This window comes from Psychrobacter sp. H29, assembly GCF_059073055.1.
This window is the reverse complement of the sequence record NZ_JCACRY010000001.1, coordinates 1311277-1330122: the sequence shown is the minus strand read 5'-3', so window position 1 is coordinate 1330122 and position 18846 is coordinate 1311277. Positions and strand designations below refer to the sequence as shown.

The 18846-nt window shown below is 44.1% G+C and carries 13 protein-coding genes; 6 read left to right on the top strand and 7 right to left on the bottom strand.

The features are described 5' to 3' along the window. Positions 1–156 precede the first annotated feature (156 nt). Positions 157–2541: a phosphoenolpyruvate synthase gene (gene ppsA / locus AC5JP1_RS05165; RefSeq protein WP_443524281.1), complete on the bottom strand. Its 2385-nt coding sequence runs from the start codon at positions 2539–2541 to the stop codon at positions 157–159. Positions 2542–3168: 627 nt separating this feature from the next. On the opposite strand from ppsA, the gene ppsR reads away from it, so the two are divergent. After that, positions 3169–4065, top strand: coding sequence for a posphoenolpyruvate synthetase regulatory kinase/phosphorylase PpsR (gene ppsR / locus AC5JP1_RS05160; protein ID WP_443524279.1), 897 nt, complete (start codon positions 3169–3171; stop codon positions 4063–4065). 165 nt (positions 4066–4230) lie between these two features. After that, the gene (sthA, locus tag AC5JP1_RS05155; protein WP_493843407.1) at positions 4231–5874 is read left to right on the top strand and encodes a Si-specific NAD(P)(+) transhydrogenase; all 1644 of its coding nucleotides are present in this window, start codon (positions 4231–4233) and stop codon (positions 5872–5874) included. A gap of 163 nt (positions 5875–6037) precedes the next feature. Here sthA and AC5JP1_RS05150 read toward each other — a convergent pair whose 3' ends face one another. The 5 genes from AC5JP1_RS05150 to AC5JP1_RS05130 form a co-directional block, all read right to left on the bottom strand. Continuing rightward, on the bottom strand, positions 6038–7234 hold the full coding sequence (locus AC5JP1_RS05150) for an ABC transporter permease (protein WP_493843406.1): 1197 nt from the start codon (positions 7232–7234) through the stop codon (positions 6038–6040). Next, complete coding sequence (locus AC5JP1_RS05145) at positions 7234–8547, bottom strand: ABC transporter permease (RefSeq protein WP_493843405.1); 1314 nt, start codon at positions 8545–8547, stop codon at positions 7234–7236. The genes AC5JP1_RS05150 and AC5JP1_RS05145 overlap by 1 nt, the downstream gene beginning before the upstream one ends. A gap of 3 nt (positions 8548–8550) precedes the next feature. Then, the gene (locus AC5JP1_RS05140; RefSeq protein ID WP_493843404.1) at positions 8551–9750 is read right to left on the bottom strand and encodes an HlyD family secretion protein; all 1200 of its coding nucleotides are present in this window, start codon (positions 9748–9750) and stop codon (positions 8551–8553) included. Positions 9751–9797: 47 nt separating this feature from the next. After that, positions 9798–10664: a YihY/virulence factor BrkB family protein gene (locus tag AC5JP1_RS05135; RefSeq protein ID WP_493843403.1), complete on the bottom strand. Its 867-nt coding sequence runs from the start codon at positions 10662–10664 to the stop codon at positions 9798–9800. A 239-nt stretch (positions 10665–10903) separates the two neighbouring features. After that, the gene (locus tag AC5JP1_RS05130) at positions 10904–12562 is read right to left on the bottom strand and encodes a TolC family protein (protein WP_493843402.1); all 1659 of its coding nucleotides are present in this window, start codon (positions 12560–12562) and stop codon (positions 10904–10906) included. Positions 12563–13134: 572 nt separating this feature from the next. Here AC5JP1_RS05130 and glpK point away from each other — a divergent pair. From glpK to AC5JP1_RS05110, 4 genes are all read left to right on the top strand, one after another. Continuing rightward, positions 13135–14769: a glycerol kinase GlpK gene (glpK, locus tag AC5JP1_RS05125; protein ID WP_493843401.1), complete on the top strand. Its 1635-nt coding sequence runs from the start codon at positions 13135–13137 to the stop codon at positions 14767–14769. A gap of 369 nt (positions 14770–15138) precedes the next feature. After that, entirely contained in the window at positions 15139–15609 is a 471-nt protein-coding gene (locus AC5JP1_RS05120) for a hypothetical protein (RefSeq protein WP_319050431.1), read from the top strand. A gap of 308 nt (positions 15610–15917) precedes the next feature. Continuing rightward, on the top strand, positions 15918–16940 hold the full coding sequence (locus tag AC5JP1_RS05115; protein ID WP_493843400.1) for an endonuclease/exonuclease/phosphatase family protein: 1023 nt from the start codon (positions 15918–15920) through the stop codon (positions 16938–16940). Positions 16941–17177: 237 nt separating this feature from the next. After that, on the top strand, positions 17178–17870 hold the full coding sequence (locus AC5JP1_RS05110; protein ID WP_319050221.1) for a TetR/AcrR family transcriptional regulator: 693 nt from the start codon (positions 17178–17180) through the stop codon (positions 17868–17870). Between the two features lie 171 nt (positions 17871–18041). Here the strand turns inward: AC5JP1_RS05110 and AC5JP1_RS05105 are convergent, their stop codons facing one another. Next, on the bottom strand, positions 18042–18839 hold the full coding sequence (locus AC5JP1_RS05105; RefSeq protein ID WP_493843399.1) for a hypothetical protein: 798 nt from the start codon (positions 18837–18839) through the stop codon (positions 18042–18044). Positions 18840–18846 lie beyond the last annotated feature (7 nt).

Below are 18846 nucleotides of genomic sequence, written 5' to 3'. Positions count from 1 at the left end.
TTAACACATTATATTAGGGTCTATTTGAAAAAATCAAATAGACCCTAATAGTAGTATCTTTTATGACTGTGTGAATTACCCCAGTAACTTAATACTGTGACTTAGCATAGTGAGTCAATATAGTTACTTAACACAATAGTCACTCAACACAGTGACTTACTGTGCTTCTTCACCAGCTAAGAAGAACCAAGTATCTAGTACCGAATCTGGGTTCAATGATACTGAGCTGATGCCTTGCTCCATAAGCCAGAATGCTAGATCTGGATGATCTGATGGACCTTGACCACAGATACCAACATATTTGTTCTGTTTACGGCAAGCGTCAATAGCCATCGTCAATAGTTTCTTAACTGCAGGGTCACGCTCATCAAATAGATGTGAGACGATGCCTGAGTCACGATCAAGACCAAGCGTTAGCTGAGTCAAATCGTTAGAACCGATTGAGAAACCATCGAAGTGCTCTAGGAACTCTTCAGCCAACAGAGCGTTGGTTGGTAGCTCACACATCATGATGACGCGTAGACCGTTTTCGCCGCGTTTTAGACCATTCTTTTCAAGTAGCTCAATGACTTGGGCTGCTTCGTCAGTGGTACGCACAAATGGGATCATGATCTCAACATTGGTCAGACCCATCTCATCACGAACACGTTTCAGTGCTTTACACTCAAGCTCAAAGCAATCACGGAAGTTGTCAGAGACATAACGGCTAGCACCGCGGAAACCAAGCATTGGGTTTTCTTCTGATGGCTCGTATAACTTACCACCTAGTAGGTTAGCGTATTCGTTTGATTTGAAATCTGACATACGAACGATAACTGGCTGATCCATAAAGGCAACGGCTAGGGTTGAGATACCTTCAACCAATTTATCAACGTAGAAATCAACAGGTGAGGCATAGCCTGCAATACGCTCTTGGATTGCTTGTGAAATTTCACGTGGCAAGCTGTTCATGTTTAGTAGTGCTTTTGGATGCACACCAATCATACGGTTGATGATGAACTCTAGACGCGCAAGACCAATACCTTCGTTTGGCATTTGGGTGAATGAGAACGCGCGATCTGGGTTACCAACGTTCATCATCACTTTAAATGCTAGCTCTGGCATAGACTCAACAGAGTTGGTCTGTACTTCAAAGTCGATTTGGCTCTCATAAATGAAACCAGTGTCACCTTCAGCACAAGACGCAGTCACGTCTTGACCATCAACCAATAGCTCAGTGGCGTTACCACAACCAACGATAGCTGGCACACCTAGCTCACGCGCGATAATAGCAGCGTGACACGTACGACCACCACGGTTAGTGATGATAGCAGAAGCGCGCTTCATAACTGGCTCCCAATCCGGATCAGTCATGTCTGATACGAGTACGTCGCCTTCTTCTACTTTGTCCATCTCGTTTAAGTTGCTAACGATACGCACTTTACCTGAACCGATACGTTGACCGATTGAACGACCTTCACACAATACTTTTGCGCCAGTCGTATCGATGACATAACGCTCCATAACGTTACTGTCTTGACGGCTCTTAACAGTCTCAGGACGTGCTTGAACGATAAAGATCTCACCACTATCGCCGTCTTTTGCCCATTCGATGTCCATTGCATGACCATAATGCTGTTCAATGGTTACCGCTTGCTTGGCAAGTGAGGTCAGCTCTTCAGTAGATAAAGAGAACTGCATACGCTCTTGCTTTTCAACATCGACAGTTTTCACTGATTTAGCCGTGCTGCCTTCATCACCATAAACCATTTTCTTATGCTTGCTACCTAGATTACGGCGAATCACTGACGGCTTACCATCAGCTAGCAGACGTTTTGAGATATAGAACTCATCTGGGTTAACCGCGCCCTGTACAACCATCTCACCTAGACCGTAGCTTGAGGTGATGAATACCACTTGATCAAAACCACTTTCGGTATCTAGCGTAAACATAACACCAGCAGCGCCAGTTTCTGAACGCACCATACGCTGTACAGCCGCAGACAAGGCAACGCCTTCATGCTCAAAACCTTTGTGTACACGATAAGAGATGGCACGGTCGTTATATAAAGAGGCAAATACTTCTTTAATAGCGATTAGAACGTTATCAATACCACGAATGTTCAAGAAGGTTTCTTGCTGACCGGCAAATGAGGCATCTGGCAAATCTTCAGCAGTCGCAGAAGAACGGACAGCAACCGCGATGTCTTCGCCGCCACTCATGGTTTCAAATGATTGACGTACTTCTTGCTCAAGATCTTTTGGCAGCTCTTGTTCAATGATCCAAGTACGGATCTTTTTACCTGTTTCTGCAAGTTTTTTGACATCATCAACATCTAGTGTTTTTAGCTCATTGTTGATTTTGTCCAGCAAGCCCGTTTCTGTCAAAAAGCGATTGAACGCATTTGAAGTGGTGGCAAAACCGCCTGGAACACTAACGCCTAAATCAGAAAGATGGCTGATCATTTCACCAAGAGAGGCATTCTTGCCGCCAACCATTTCGATATCGTCTTTTCCTAGCTGATCAAGATTGATTACAAGTGCTGTAGATTGCGCTGCCATGATAACTCCAGAAAATAAGGTTATTTAGTAAAGATTATAACGGTGAATTATACCGCCATATTATGAGGATTTCGAGGGGTTTGACCAAAAAACTTGTTAAAAATACACAAATTGTAGGAATTGCCACATAAAGTTTGGTAAGTGGCTGAGATTTTTTTGTCTGAAAGCACAAAAAATATCAACAGTATTAGTAATGGTATGTGCTTGTTGAGTGCTTATAATTGTCAAGAAATTTGAAGATGAGTGCATTCGAGCGACGGTATTCAAGTATTCTCACAACTTCTATTTCTACATAAAAGGTTCAGTAATAAAAACATTTAATGAGTAGTCAGTTGAAGGTAATGATTGCGTGAAAAACCGTGTTGGTTCTAAGTGTGCGCCTGTAACATTGATTTCTATTAAGGGCTTAATATGCGTATAATGTAGCGCATAGATAGGTGATGTGCATGGTTCTATCAATGTACGATACAGATGCCGCTGTGTATCTTGTTTGAGAGCACTCATTGAGTACTTAAATAGCTAATCAGGTAACTCAATTAAGCCGCCAAATTTAGATAAACGCTATCAAATCATCACTAGAAGCTAAATGAAGATCATTATTGAGTTTTCAACCAAGGTGCCAACGTCATGTACTCAAGCAATCCATCTGAACAAGTTAAGTCCACTATCCAAAACCATCACGCACTCAACTTGGACAGCTCACAAGCCATCAGAACGGCATTTTTTATCTCAGATGGCACAGCGATTACTGCTGAGACATTGGGTCGCGCTATTTTAAGTCAGTTTGCTTCAGTGCCTTTTGAGACGCGTGTTTTGCCATACGTTGACAGCCTAGAGCGTGCTGAAGACGCAGTCGAGCAAATCAATATGGCCTATCAGCGCGATGGCTCACTGCCGCTGGTGTTCGATACTATCGTTAATTCAGAGATCCGCGAAAAGATTAACTCAGCCCACAGCTGTAACTTGGATATGTATGAGGGATTAATAGGACGCGTTGCAGAAGAAACCGGCGTTGAGCCAGATGGTCACTCTGGTCATGCGCACGACGACGTTGACTCTGAAACCTACAAAGAGCGTATCGATGCGGTTCATTTTGCTTTGGACAATGACGATGGAGCGCGTACTCGCCACTATAATGCAGCAGATATTATCTTAGTGGGGGTGTCGCGTTCTGGTAAGACACCGACATCGCTATACTTGGCATTACAGTTTGGTATTCGAGCGGCAAACTATCCTTTGACCGAAGATGACTTGTACGACAATCAGTTGCCAAAAGCATTACGTGAGCACAAAGACAAATTGTTTGGCTTGCTCATTGATACCGATCGCTTAGTAAAAATCCGCCAAGAGCGCCGTGCGGGCAGTCGTTATTCCAGCTACCAACAATGTCAGCAAGAGCAGCGTGCGATACAAGGTATCTATATCACTCATGGTATTCCAAGCTTGGACGTATCGGAGATGTCTGTTGAAGAGATTGCCACCCGTATCTTGCAAATGACTGGTCTTAAGCGCCGTATTGGCTGATAAATTATTACTTTGTAGTGCGCAATACGTATCAAGATTGCAAAAACGAAATCCATACTTTATGGTGGCATGATTTTACTAACCTAATTTTATCAACCTATGTAGATCGTAAAAACTCACTCCCATACAAACCTATTCATATAATCAATAAATAAAGAGGACATCATGGTAAGTAAAAGTGCAAGCGACGCGACCAATGATACTGGTAAAGATATTCATACCGAAGTATCTAATAAAGAGAACGGTCGCACGCCCAACCCTGAACATACCGAAGGTAAAGACAAAAAACAAAAAATTGAACAAACCCACGAGCAAGTTACTGATGATGTCATGCACCATCCAGACCTTATCAACCCGCTCGATGACACCCGTATCGATATTCAATCGGGTTTTGCCAAAGACTCTCGTCGCCTAAAAAGCGACAATCACGACTATGAATACGATGTTGTGGTATTGGGTGCAGGACCAGCTGGAGAGGCTGCTGCCATGAAGCTTACCAAATCTGGTAAGAGAGTGGTGGTGGTCGATCCGCGTGATCAGGTGGGTGGTAACTCGACTCATGTAGGTACGATCCCGAGTAAAGCACTGCGCCAATCGGTATTTAACTTGATTAACTTTCGCCGTGATCCAATGTTCACCAAAGCGATGGAGTATAAGCAAGTTCCGCTGAATAAAGTGCTTGCCAACGCTCGTCAAGTGATACGCCGTCAAGTGAACACGCATACGGGTTTTTATGAGCGCAACCGTATTGAAGTCATCCAAGGGTGGGGCAGCTTTGTTGACAAACATACTCTGCGTGTTGAAACTGATGACAATGTGTTTGAAACCATTACTTTTAACAAAGCCATCGTAACGGTCGGTAGTCGTCCATATCGTCCTGATATCTTAGACTTCAACCATCCGCGCGTTTTTGATTCTGACAAGATCCTACAGATGGATTATATCGTCAAGAAAATCATCATTTATGGTGCTGGCGTGATTGGCTGTGAATACGCTTCCATCTTTACTGGTCTTGGCTATAAAGTTGATCTGATTAATAACCAAGATCAGTTGCTCAACTACCTCGATAGCGAGATTAGCGATGCCATCGCGCACGATTTTAGACAGTTCGGTGTGCTCATTCGCAGTAACGAAGAGATTGATCATCTTGAGACCCATGATGACTGCGTAATCCTACATCTCAAAAGCGGTAAGAAAATCAAATCAGATGCCATTCTGTGGTCAAATGGACGCTCAGGTAACACTGAAGGTCTAAACCTAGAAGCTATCGGGCTAAAAGCGAACAGCCGTGGTCAGCTAAAAGTTGATGATACTTATCGCACTGATGTTGATAATATCTATGCAGCAGGCGATGTGATCGGTTGGCCATCGTTAGCGTCAGCGGCATATGACCAAGGACGCTGTGCGGCTGCATTTATCGTAGGTGATAGTGATGCTGAACCTGTATCTAGCGTACCAACGGGTATCTATACGATCCCTGAGATTTCTTGTATTGGCAAAACCGAGCAAGAGCTGACAGATGAGAAAGTACCTTACGAAGTCGGTCAAGCTTTCTTTAAGCATCTGGCTCGCGCACAAATCATTGGTGAGCGTACAGGCGTACTAAAGATACTATTCCATCGTGAGACGCTAGAGATTCTGGGTATTCATTGCTACGGTAACCATGCATCAGAGATTATCCATATCGGACAAGCGGTTATGAAGTGTAACAATACGCTTGAGTACTTCGTTAATACCACCTTTAACTATCCAACAATGGCAGAGGCGTATCGTGTTGCAGCGCTCAATGGTTTGAACCGAGTGTTTTAACGATTACCTTTAGCTACTGAGAATGCTTCAACGTTTGGAAGTACAAGGTTCGGAATTACAACGTTTAGAAGTAACAAGCTTGGAAGTATAAAGTCCTTTCCATAAAAAGCGCCTGCTAATAATAGCAGGCGCTTCTTTGTCAGGGTGTTGAGCTCAGTTACTATCAAGCGCTATAAGCGGATTGTCTTTGCGGTATACGTTTGCGTAAAAACAGTAGCAAAGCAAAGTAAAATAGCCATAAGCTTGCCAGTGCATAAAATCCAATAGCGACTTGCGACACGCTGGCACCCATTTGGTTCAACTGTACAGAGGTATTGATGGCAGGGGTTGTGGGCACGATCCAGCGTATGACTTGCAATACTTGAGGCAACTGGTCTGCTGGCCATGGGTAGCCACTCAAGAAAAATATCGGTAGCGAGACAAAGATTAAGATTTGCATGCTGCGTTCTCGCTGCCGGAACCATAGCCCAAGCACGCAGCCGAGCGTGGCGACCGTCGGGCAGAATAACGCCAAAAACAACAACGTACCAAGCATGTTTTGACCACGTGGATAATGATGAAGCTCAAACGCCCAGCCATAATAAAAACAGCCGACGATAAAGCTCAGCGAGCTTAGCGCGCCGATGCGTCCTAGCCAGCCACGTATACTCGTCGCATGGCGGCGTTGCTCATACCATGTGCCAATCAGCATCGCTGTCGCCATCAGTAGTGTTTGTTGCAAGATAATGACAGAGACCGCCGGCACGACATAAGCACCATAGCCTTCAGTTTGATTATACAGCGGTATGATCCGTAGTGGTACGGCCTGTGTGCTCTGTGCGGCAGTGGGTGCATAAGCCCCTTTTGCAACGGCCTTCTTTACCTTTATGCCTGCTGATACCGTACCCACTGCTTGAGAGAAGCCCAATTGAACATTTTTATTGAGGATAAAATAGCCACCATTACCCAAAACACTGACATGGGCTTGTTGACCTGATAGTACTTGCGCTTCAAGCCCACTAGGAATCACCATATAACCTGCAATTTTATTGGACCACATGGCTTCTTTGGCGGCTTGCTCATTGACAAAACGCTCGGTATCTAAATAAGGGCTCGAGCTTGAGTAACGAGCGAGCGTACGCGATAAGTTGCTATTGTCATAATCGATGATACCTACCGGTACATGATTGACCACCTCAGTAGAATAAGGCCACGGATAAAAGAAGCCATAAATAATAGGGGCGATGATCAACATCAGCAAGATGCCTTTATCCCCAAAAATATCTTTAAGCGTTTGGACGAAGCTTTTCCAGAACGACGGTGATGACAACGACTTCGTTGATTCAGATTTTTTGTGATTGGGGTTTGATCGTATTGACATTAGCGTGCTCCCCAACGTTCAGGATGTGCCAATGCACGTTTGGTTAATAATGCGGCTAATAGCAATGCTATGATCATAGCGATAGTGAGACCGTAGACACCAGGCAGAGATATAGCAATGGGCGCTTGCATCTGCAATTGTGCAACATGAAGTTTCAGATAATGCGTCAGTGGTAGGATGTTTGACCAATACTGCGCGCTATCACTAATTGCAATATAAGGAAAGGTCACACCAGCAAAGGCATAAGAAGGCGCTGAGATAAAACCAGTAGCGGACAGCCCCATACGTAGAGAAAAGGCATTCAACGTAAAGATCGCACCCAGCCAAAACGAGAGTGTCATTAGGCATAACAAACCTGCATAGACCACAGCAAGAGAAGCTATGCTTATAGCTTGGTTCGAAGTTGCCAACCACAGGATCATAGCCGACCATACACTGTAGGCCAGCATTGGCCAAAAATATTTACCTAATAAACCAAACAACAATACTGACATGCTGACTGCCTGTGGCGTTTGTAAGGTTGATGCTACCGTAGCATTATCGCTGCTATTATTGACACTATCTTGCTTGGTGAGAGGCGCGGTTGGTGGTTTCGAATATTGAGGTGAAGTTCGTTCAGGATTTTTGGTAACAATAAAACGGTACCAGCGACCAATATTTTTATCACGTAGCTCACGTCCGATGGTCGTTGCGCCAACAACCATTGCCAGTATATGTAGTAGGGCAGGTATCACGGTTGAGGCCAAAAATTGCTGATAATTGGTCGCTGCATTGAACAGACTGATACGCTGAATACTGATAGGCGCGTAAGCAGTCGCGGTTTGTGATGGTGCTACGCCTTGCTTGACCAATCGCTGTATTTCGACGCCTGCGGACAGTGTACTTGCAACTGCTTGAACACTCGTTTGAATAATACCAGAGTGAGTACCATACTGTGCGTTTACTTGTAGTGTGAGTGGCGCAGGTATATTCGATAGAATATGGCGAGAGAAGTCTTCAGGAATCGTCACGACTGCGTAAATATCGCGTTGCAATATCGCAGCCTCGGCCTCTGCTTGAGAATAATACAACTGCCTGACTGTGAGCGTAGGACTGGCTTCTAAGTAGCGTACGGCAGTATTGGCCATCGCACTATTGTCTTGATCGATAACGCCTATAGGCAAATCAGTAATCTGAGTCTGTGAAAATATCCACCAAATAAGTAGGACGGTTGCCAGCGGTATCCATAACACCATGCTAAGGTCCCACTGGTTTTTGGTCAAAAATCGCCGCTCATAGGCGGCACTGCGCAAAAACGCCTCAATTAAGCGCATGGTTTACTCTTGGTTCTGGTTAATAGGCGCAGGATTGATACGCACAACCACGCTCATACCCGAGCGAATACGAGTATCTGGCGTTGATGGTCGAGCTTTTACCTCAAAGGTACGCACATCAAACCCATCGTCGTTGTTAGTCGGTCGCCAAGTTGCAAAATCAGATAGGGTCGACGTCGCATAAACAGTGAACTGTTTGCTATAAGGTTTGTCTGCTGATGATAGAGCTGGGATAGTCCCTGTAAACGTTTGACCGATAGCAAATTGATTCAGATAAGATTCAGTGACGTTGAGTACCACCCATTGGTCATTGGTATCTACCAAAGTGAGCAACGGAACGCCTTGACCGATGACTTCGCCAGCACTGACAATGACATTATCAACGATACCTGCGATAGGGCTTTTTAGATTGGCTTCTTCCTTTGCGACCAGTGCCTCGTCCAGTTGGGCATCGACCTGTGCGACTTGGGCGGTAGCGGCTGACTTATCTTCACTACGCGCGCCCTCTAACGCCAAATCATATTGCAGGCGTGCCGCTTCAGTCTGATCTTCGGTAGCAAGGTACTGTGCATACGCCTCATCGCGCTTTTGCCGCGCCATCAACCCTTCTTCATAGAGACGATTAACGCGCTGGTAAGTGTTCTTTGCCAGATCAGAGGCTGCTTTATTGGCTTGCCAAGCCGCTTTGGCCTGAGCGATTTCTTGTGGGCGTGCGCCATTTTCGGCTTTGTCCAACTGGCTCTGTGCGATTTGCTTGCCAGCCCGCGCTTGATCGATTTTGGCATTAATTTCGGGTGAATCCATTTCAACCAGCTGTTGACCTGCTGTGACAGCATCACCTTCTGTCACCATAATACGTGCAATGCGGCCAGGTACTTTTGCAGCGATAGAGGTTTGCTGCATTTGCATTTGCCCCTGAAGCGTAATGATTTCAGGTTTGCTCTGTTGATTGCTCTTATATAGACCATAGGCAATCACAGCAAAAACAATCAATATAAGCCCTACAAGGAGCGCTTTTTTTGTACGAGCAGATTTATCAGGGTTAGCATTACCGCGATTGTACGGTGGCGTAGGCTGCACCGGCTCAGCGTCAGGCGTGTTTTCTGCTGGTTTAGTTGAGTATTGACTGTCTTGAGAGGTCATTGACTCGGTTGAATCATCAGATTGATTTGAGTTGTTTGATTCATTTGGCAATTCAGACATGACAGCGGGATTCCTAAAGCAGCAAAGTTGAGAGTAAGGGGTTATGATTAATACATTCGAACAGCGTAAGGCTTAGCACTGTCTAACGCTTCAGAGTTGAAAATAGCACCAAAAGCGACAATAAATGCCGAATAATACAGCCACAGCATAATTACCACAGCAGCTGAAAGCGCACCAAACTCAGCACTATAGTTATTGAAATTTTGCACATAGATGGAGAACAGCACAGACAATACAATCCACATAATGGTTGCTAGTGCGGCACCTGGCACTAGCCTTTTTAGCGCGACAGCATCGCGATTGGGTGCTAAGCGGTAGAGCCCCAAAAAGCTCAGAAATATAATACCAGCCAATATTGGCCATCTGCTCCAAAGCGCAATCGTTTCAGCTATCTGAGGAAACGGGAAAAAAGCCGCTCCCACAGGAATAATGGCGATAGAGGAGACTGCTATAATCAAGACAACTACTGCGCCAAAGGTCAGTCCAACGGCTCGAATAGTACCTTGAATGAACCCACGCTCATGAGTGATATGAAAGGCGAGGTTGATAAGGATAATTAAAGACTTAATGCCTTTAGAGCCAGCATAGAGGGCGAGTAGTGACGATAAAATAAGGCTAAAAGTTAACTTAGACGTGGTAGTAGAGACTAGGTCGTTCAGGCGTGAGTTGAGGACTTCATATACGGTATCGGGTATGTATGGACTCAAAATTGAGATCTGTTCTTGCATCTGGACGGGTGAAAACACGAGGCCATAAATGAGTACAAACACAGCCATCACGGGGAATATTGACAAAAAACCAAAAAAACCCACGCTTGCACAGTGTGCCCAAACGTTAGAAGTGTTTGCAAGCTGCCATGTTTTGAGTAAAGGCTGTAGCCAATGACTTATCGATTTAGAAGTAGATTTTTTCATAAAACAATTATTCACAATAGAATGAGTAACAGTATGGATGTTGTCAGTGTTGTGATAGCCTCGTATTCAGTGCATTACAAAGGTATGATTGCACCTCACTCACTTGAGGAAGTCGATGTATCGTACCGCTCGATATACCGTACCGCTCAAAGACATCGTTATTAAGGACATCGTTATAACGAAAGGCTAGATCGACTGTACAAGCGCTGATCCATACGACTTATGGTTTTTTATGTTCATTATTGTTCAGTATACAAAGTTGGTAGTCGAATGTCAGCGGCATTCAGATAAGCATTGAAAGCAAGCGGGGTGCCACAGCTTTGCATGAGTGCAGCCAATGATTGTACATAGCTATTGGCAGCTTGTGCTTGCTCGGTGCGGGCTTTGAGTGACTGAGTTTGCGCTTGTACCACATCGACGGTGGTATTCACGCCTTCTTGTAAGCCCAGGCGGCGCAGTCGCAACACTTCTGCCGCCAAATCAACATTACTCTGAAGTGCCTGATAGCGTGACTGGGCATTATTGACATCATGCCAGTTTTTTTCTACGAGCAGCAGCAGGTTGTCACTGACTTCAATTTCAGAGAGATCGGCTTGACGGATTTGCGCGCTACTTGATGCCAATGAGGCTGTTTTATCAAGTCCACCCCAGAGTTTCCAACTGGCAGATATACCAGCAACCCAGCTTGGATCCTTCTCTACCTGACCATAGCCATACAGCAAAACGGTCGGTTTATAACCAGTATCAGATAACGCATGCAGCTGCTGTGCCTGCGCACGTTTGGCGGCAACTTTCTGTAATCCTGGGTGATGACTCAGAGCCAGATCTTGAAAATAACTGACATCTGGTAGCGGGCGACTAGATACGAATAAAGGCGTCGTTGGCTTAATACGGTAGTTGGTACGTAGTAACCGCTGTAATGCAATCATAGCCAAGCGTGCATCGTTATTGGCATTAACAGACTCGCTTTTGGCGTCGGCAAGCGCAGATTGCGCCTCTAATCTCTCGACCCGTGAGATAAAGCCTTCTTCAAATAGACGCTCTGCCATATGGTCAGTTTGTTGCAGTGTATCGTAAGCGTCTTCACGTAAGTAAGCGGCAATGATCGCTAGCTGCGCCTTAAAGTAGCGCTCAATCAACGTATTATACAGCTCGTTTTTATCAAGAATACTATCTGCTAGCGCTTCTTGGGTGCGTGCATCGGAGGCGCCAGTCAAGGCATCTGTACGTCCAGCAGTATAAATAGGCCAGACCACACCAACACCTGCTCCAGTTGTGGAGCCTGAGCGTTTGAGGTCATACGAGTCTGGAATCCGCTCACCAACCAATTCGCCAAAGTTGGGTAAGTCTGGCAAGCTTGCAATAGGAGGAATGACACTATCGACACGATTATTCACCCCATCTATGATGCCGTTTTTAAGAGTGGATAAATCTATATCTTGGTCTAGATGGTAAGCACTGGCAGATACGCGAGCAAATACGAGCGGGTTATCGATGGTTCTTAGAGCATCAGTTTGGTATTCGCTGGCAGCAATGGCTGCTTGATTGGCCGCTATCTTGGGCGATACTTGGACTAAAAGTTTTTGTGCTTGCGCTAAGCTCAAAAAGCTGGAGACCTCTAACGGATAGCTATTATCAATCGTTTTGTGTGAGATGGGATCGACAAGGGTAGCCAGTGAAGGTTGCCCATCATAAGTATTTATCGATGTGTTATTAGGTGTTTCAGTGGTCTTATGATTGCTCGGATCGTTAGCCTCCACGATTTGTGTTACAGGGCCAGATGCCATACCAGTTGATTCGATACGATCGGCATCAGTACTTGCGTAAGTCACAGGCGCAACACTTATGAGTGTAACAGTCATCATAGCGGACGGTAGCGCTGATAAAGCGAATTTCATAAGTCACATAAACCATTAATTGAGAGGTAAGGTATTATAAGACAACGGTTATCATTGATAGACCGTATTGCTCAGATATTAACTGATCAAATTATTATAGACTATCTATGAGTGACCGCGTCTACCAGTCATCGAGTAAATGATGCCGATACAAAACATTTATTGTCAAATAGGTCAGGGCTTTTAAATAAAAAGGGTCTTATCATAGCGTCGCTGACAGTCTATCATTTAAAACATCATTTGAATTAAGGCGTACACTGTAGAGCCACAATGGTGACGGGTCAATGCTCAGTATTTTTTGGTTTTCTATTGTATGGGCAGTAGCGGTATGATAGAAGCTCAACTCTATATTTAAATATCTCTTTATAACTAACAACATAGCTTAGGAGGTATTTTGAGATGATTCTATTTGTCTTCAAATAAACTTTGTTTTTAGTTTTACTATTAAAATAATTAATCAGTCATTCATAAAAAAACAGCAATCAATGAGCGTTAATCAATGAAGAGTAAGTAGTCACTTATTACGAATTTTTGTCAAATAAAATAAATAACCTTAGTAGAGGATGTGCGTAATGGCAGGATATATTTTGGCGCTGGATCAGGGAACAACATCGAGTCGAGCGATCCTCTATGACGATCATGCACGCCCTATAAAAATGGTACAACAACCAACGACCCTCCAAACGCCAAGTGCTGGATTTGTAGAGCAAGATGCACAGCAGATTTGGCAAACCCAGATCAGCTGTGCGCACGATGTTATCAATCGGGCAGGTTTGCTTGCAACGGACGTCACCAGCATTGCCATTACCAATCAGCGCGAATCTATCGTGATGTGGGACAAACAAACGGGTAAACCATTGGCACCTGCTATCATCTGGCAGGACAGACGGACGGCAAACTACTGTAAGACGCTTGCTGCTGAAAGCGCTACCAATAGTATGGATGATAGCGGCTATAAAAACAGCTCTCATACGAACACGTCTGAAAATCATCAAAATAATATGGCGCATGAGGTACAGCGTATTACAGGCCTGCGGTTAGACCCTTATTTTAGTGCCAGCAAGATTGCGTGGTTGCTCGAAAATAATCCAAAGCTTAGCGTGCGAGCCAGTAAAGGTGAGATAGCTGTCGGTACTATCGACAGTTGGCTGATATACAAGCTAACAGGTGGAGAGCACGTTATCGATGTGACTAACGCCTCTCGCACTTTGTTATTTGACATCCATAAACTGGCGTGGTCAGAGACACTTTGTGATCGCTTTGCCATTCCTATGAACATATTACCCAAAGTGCTGACCTCAGACGGTGATTTTGGTAAAACTAAAAAAGGCTTGTTTGCCAAACAAATACCCATTCAAGCAGTACTTGGTGATCAGCAAGCAGCGCTCTTTGGGCAAGGCTGTCTTGATGCAGGTATGGCAAAGAACACCTATGGTACAGGGTGTTTTATGCTGATGAATATCGGTCAGCAACCAAAGTTGAGCGACCATAAGCTACTGACAACTATCGCGTGGCAACGAAAAACATCGCCAACCCGTCCAGACAATTTATCGTTTGATCAGATTGTACAGTCAGGAAAGCGTATGCTACAACCGCCCAAAAAGGAAGTCACTTATGCGTTAGAAGGGAGTGTCTTTATGGCGGGCGCTATCGTCCAGTGGTTGCGTGACAACTTAGGTATGATTCAACAAAGTAGTGATGTTGAGGACCTAGCGCGCCAAGTGGATAGTAGTGAAGATGTGGTGCTACTACCAGCGTTTACTGGGCTTGGGGCACCTTATTGGCGTTCTGATATCAGTGCTAGTATCACAGGGATGAGCCGCGGTACAACTAAAGCGCACATTGCTCGTGCAGCATTAGAGGCGGTAGCCTATCAGACATACGATGTACTTATCGCTATGCAAAAAGACAGTCCCCATCCATTGACCGAGCTGAGAGTAGATGGCGGCGCAGCAAACAACGATTTGCTGATGCAGTTTCAGGCGGATTTGTTAGATGTTCCTGTACTGCGTCCAAGAGACACAGAAATTACCGCAAAAGGCGCGGCGTTACTCGCAGGTCTAAAAACTGGGCTATACGATGAGTCAACAATGAAAGCATCATGGCAGGTAGATCGTATCTTTGAGCCAAGTATGTCTACTGATGCTCGCGAACAACATCTTGACAAATGGCAGCGTGCTATCGAGAGATCGTTGATGCAGCTATGAGCTTGTTCTACTTGGCAAATTGAGTGTCAACGCGTTTTTATAATTACTCAAAGTATAGATCAATCGTACACAAACGTGATAAAGATACAGGCTGTAACGCAAGCCTACAAAGATATCGACATAGCTTACATAACCTGTATATCGTAGGGTAGCGATTATTCCTATACTTCGAATGCTAGTCAAACAATGATTTTGACAAGACCTAGAAGAACAAACGGAAATCAATAACTAATTAAGGATATATTTATTATGAATAACCATGACGAACTAAATAAAACAAAAATTAATGCAGATGGTACTACACGTACAAATGTAACAGACGACTACAACCGTGACCATGATGCCATCGACCGTAGCGAAGTGAAACATATGTCTGATGAGACAAAAGACGATTTGAACGCTGATATGATCACAGGTGAACCAGGTTCACATCCAGTGGGTACTGGTATCGGCGGTGTGGGCGGTGCAGCAGCAGGCGCAGCAATCGGTTCGATGGCAGGTCCACTAGGTACATTGATCGGTGGTGCTATTGGTGCAGTTGTTGGTGGCGGTGCAGGTCATGCAGCAGGTGAAGCGATAAATCCAACACACGAAGAAGCGTACTGGCGTGCAGAATATGCAAACGCTGACTATTATAAAGAAGGACATGATTTTGATCGCGATCTGCATCCAGCCTATGCAGTAGGATATGCAAACCGTGCTCGTTATCCAGCAGATGCTCGTTTTGAAGATCACGAAGCAGATTTAGAGCGTTCATGGCACGAAGTAAAAGGTGAGTCTCGTCTGGCATGGGATGAGGCACGTCTAGCGTCACGTGATGCATGGCACCGCGTTTCGTAACACATACAATACAAAAAGCCATGTAGCTGCCTTTTAGCTACTGAATTAGTCAGGGTTTGTCAGGTTACATCTTGAAGCAGCATTGATTCATAAAATTATCAAGTAAACGGATAATCTGAAATATTGTTGATTCATTGCTAAAAATAGACTAATTGTATAACTAGCTCTACGAGTGGCTTTAACTATCAAATTTATGCTATTTTAAAACTTCCAAGGTTGACCTTGGAGGTTTTTTTAGGCATAAAATTTGCTGTTTATACACATAAATGAATATTATGTATTATAATGATGAAAACAATAGGGAATATATGAGTAATCACGCTGATAATAATAAGCAGTTTTATGTTGCCACAGCCAATTTATTGAATTTCGCCAACCCTGATCGGATTTATTACGACAATGCACCGGCTTATGATAAGCAATCCTATGAGCATAAGCTACGCGGTCTTACAGATCTATTGTCTAAGGCGAATGCTGATATTATTGCCGTGCAGGAAGTATGGGACAGTGAGGCACTAGAGGCGCTATCTGTCTCGTTAGGGTTCAGACCAGAGCATGCTGTGATTCCATTAGCAAGTAATGATAGTGCCAGTCCATATACTCAAGGTATGGGGGCACAAGGCACACCAGCTGTTGGTATTATCAGTCGATTTGAGCAGTTAGAAACCAGTCTATTAGAAGATATTGCACCAAAGGCTGTTATCGATATTCCAGATATAGGACCTTATGAGCGCTTTAATCGTCCACCGCTCGTATTGCGTGTCGATGCATATGGTCAACCGATAACGATTATTACTGCGCATTTAAAAAGTAAACGTGCTTTTTTCTTACGTGATAAGAACGGCAATCTACTAGAAGATATGGATGATCCCAATATTCGTATTCGTGCCAAGCTACGCAGTTTGTGCATGCGTGCTGCAGAAGCTGCATCAATTCGAATGGCGATTATGGAGCGTTTGCACCACACACGTGAGCCATTGATACTGCTGGGTGACATGAATGATGTGACAGGTAGTGTCACCACTCAGTTGATGACCGAAACTGGTGAGGTCAATTACGATAAAAGTATGCGCGACGTCGCACTTTTTGATGCCGCTCGTATCCAGGCTCGTTATGGCTGGATGAAAGATGTTGCCTACACCCATATACACCAAGGCATGCCAGAAGTAATCGATCAGCTGTTTGTCTCAGAGGAGTTTTTACCTGATAGTAAGTTTTCGCTTGGTCAGGTTGAACGCGTTGATTATTTCAATGATCACCTTAAATGGGATTATGCAGACAGAGTCACTGATCATGGTATTATAAGAGCGAAAATCAAACTTAATGATTAACTTTTTAAAATTAAACAGTTAACTCTAGTAGAGTATTAATCGATACATGAACTTCTAACCCATTCATGTCCCTTGCTTGATAGTGTACAAGCGTTTATGATGCCTCCTCATCGAGTGTGGTAACGATAATATTGGCGCTATATTTTAGCCGATAGTCAGTAATCCGTTAATTTTGGATGAATACTGTCTGATGAAGATTATATCTATACAATAGGGCGTAACATAAAGAGATTTATAATGAGTGATAACAAAGACGACAAAATTGAAGATGTGTTGGTAGACTCAGAATTGGCAAAAAAGCTTGTACCAAACAAGTTTAAATTTACCAGCCAACAAGGCCGTGTACGCCGCCAAAAACTTTTGGCTGGTGCCAAAAAACTGAGTGAAACACAAGCAATTAATGATATTACCTTGGCTGCCGTATGCGAAGAAGCAGGCATACCAAGAGCCTCTGCTTATCACTTCTTTCCTAATATTGAAGCAATATTTTTAGCATTGCGTTTCTTGAACGCAATCGAAATACTGGAGATGGTAGAAACAGTTGATATCGGTAATTACGATAGATGGCAAGGATATTTGACGGCACTTATTGATCAGTGCGTGATGATCTTCCATAGTGATGAGACCAAAGCCAAGCTAATTTACGATACCAATACGCCTGACTTTGAAGGCGACAGCTTTGGTGAAGATATGGACCATCAAATCGTTGACTTGGTATATAAGCGCTTATCAGAGCGTTATGAGATGCCAAACTTTGATGACATCCAAAATACCCTGTTGATTGCTTATAGTATTGTCAATGCTATCTTCACCTTGTCTTATCGTCGTCATCAGAGCATCACTGAGGACTATATCCAAGAAGCAAATACAGCATTTATCGCGTATCTACGCTGCTATCTGCCAGAGAAGCTAAGACGCAAAAGCGTTTAATTTTCCATACCACATATAAAAAGCCGACATCTCTGTCGGCTTTTTTATGTTTTGTATTTACTACAATTTCTTAAACACACATGACCATCACAAACATCGTTATCGTTCATCAGGATGTCATATGGCAATAGCAATAATGATCAATAGTATTTGTCAATAAGGAGCTGTCTCTCAACTATTGGGCGTTAAGTCTTGTCCACGGCAGACATCATCGACAGCATCTAAAGGGGCATATTGCTGATAGTAGCTGCCTATTGATGTTTCTAACGCTACATTAGTCTGTGAGTCATGAGCGTTGATATAAGCTTCACGTGCTTGCTCAAGCCATCGATCTGCCATACGAAAATGTATACCGGACTCTCGCCAGCCTCGTTCGCATTGGTTGGTGGCGGCCCATATTAGAGCCACTTCACCAAATGCCATCTCACGAGGTGCTGACGCTATACCATTACCATCTTTGAGTGCACTCAGCGTTGCCCATAGGTTAGGTCGCATTAGCGCAGAGGTAGTAGGAATGTCCTGATATATACTTATGTCTTGTGCAGTATTGTTTTTTAGTGCTTGCAGAATAGTCTCTGCCATTTCTACCGCAACTGAGCCTGTAGATGAGCGGCTGTTCATACTGTCTTTGTTGATAGCATAAGTAAGCCATGCTTGTGCTTTATAGGCGAGATACTGCTCATGAGCGGTTTTGTTTTTTTTCTGATAGGGCTCTAATTGCGCTACCATACAGTTCAATACACGCTGTTGTTGGCTTTGATACTTATAAGAAGGCGCTTGATTCTGCAAACGGTTTTGCAAATCATCACGGCAGTCAGTAATATTGTTCGTGTTAGTGATTTGGGCTGAGGCACTAGTGATGTCACTGTTAGCTAAAGCAGGTGAGACTACCGTCAGCAGCAGTATTGCCGATAAGGCAGTAGATATCGGTTGCTTATCAGGTATGGTTTTCATGACAGCTTTGAACATAATGCAA

Coding starts and splice junctions, on each gene's coding strand:
- ppsA (WP_443524281.1), bottom strand. CDS start 2,541: ATGGCAGCGCAATCTACAGCACTTGTAATCAATCTTGATCAGCTAGGA.
- ppsR (WP_443524279.1), top strand. CDS start 3,169: ATGTACTCAAGCAATCCATCTGAACAAGTTAAGTCCACTATCCAAAAC.
- sthA (WP_493843407.1), top strand. CDS start 4,231: ATGGTAAGTAAAAGTGCAAGCGACGCGACCAATGATACTGGTAAAGAT.
- AC5JP1_RS05150 (WP_493843406.1), bottom strand. CDS start 7,234: ATGTCAATACGATCAAACCCCAATCACAAAAAATCTGAATCAACGAAG.
- AC5JP1_RS05145 (WP_493843405.1), bottom strand. CDS start 8,547: ATGCGCTTAATTGAGGCGTTTTTGCGCAGTGCCGCCTATGAGCGGCGA.
- AC5JP1_RS05140 (WP_493843404.1), bottom strand. CDS start 9,750: ATGTCTGAATTGCCAAATGAATCAAACAACTCAAATCAATCTGATGAT.
- AC5JP1_RS05135 (WP_493843403.1), bottom strand. CDS start 10,664: ATGAAAAAATCTACTTCTAAATCGATAAGTCATTGGCTACAGCCTTTA.
- AC5JP1_RS05130 (WP_493843402.1), bottom strand. CDS start 12,562: ATGAAATTCGCTTTATCAGCGCTACCGTCCGCTATGATGACTGTTACA.
- glpK (WP_493843401.1), top strand. CDS start 13,135: ATGGCAGGATATATTTTGGCGCTGGATCAGGGAACAACATCGAGTCGA.
- AC5JP1_RS05120 (WP_319050431.1), top strand. CDS start 15,139: ATGTCTGATGAGACAAAAGACGATTTGAACGCTGATATGATCACAGGT.
- AC5JP1_RS05115 (WP_493843400.1), top strand. CDS start 15,918: ATGAGTAATCACGCTGATAATAATAAGCAGTTTTATGTTGCCACAGCC.
- AC5JP1_RS05110 (WP_319050221.1), top strand. CDS start 17,178: ATGAGTGATAACAAAGACGACAAAATTGAAGATGTGTTGGTAGACTCA.
- AC5JP1_RS05105 (WP_493843399.1), bottom strand. CDS start 18,839: ATGTTCAAAGCTGTCATGAAAACCATACCTGATAAGCAACCGATATCT.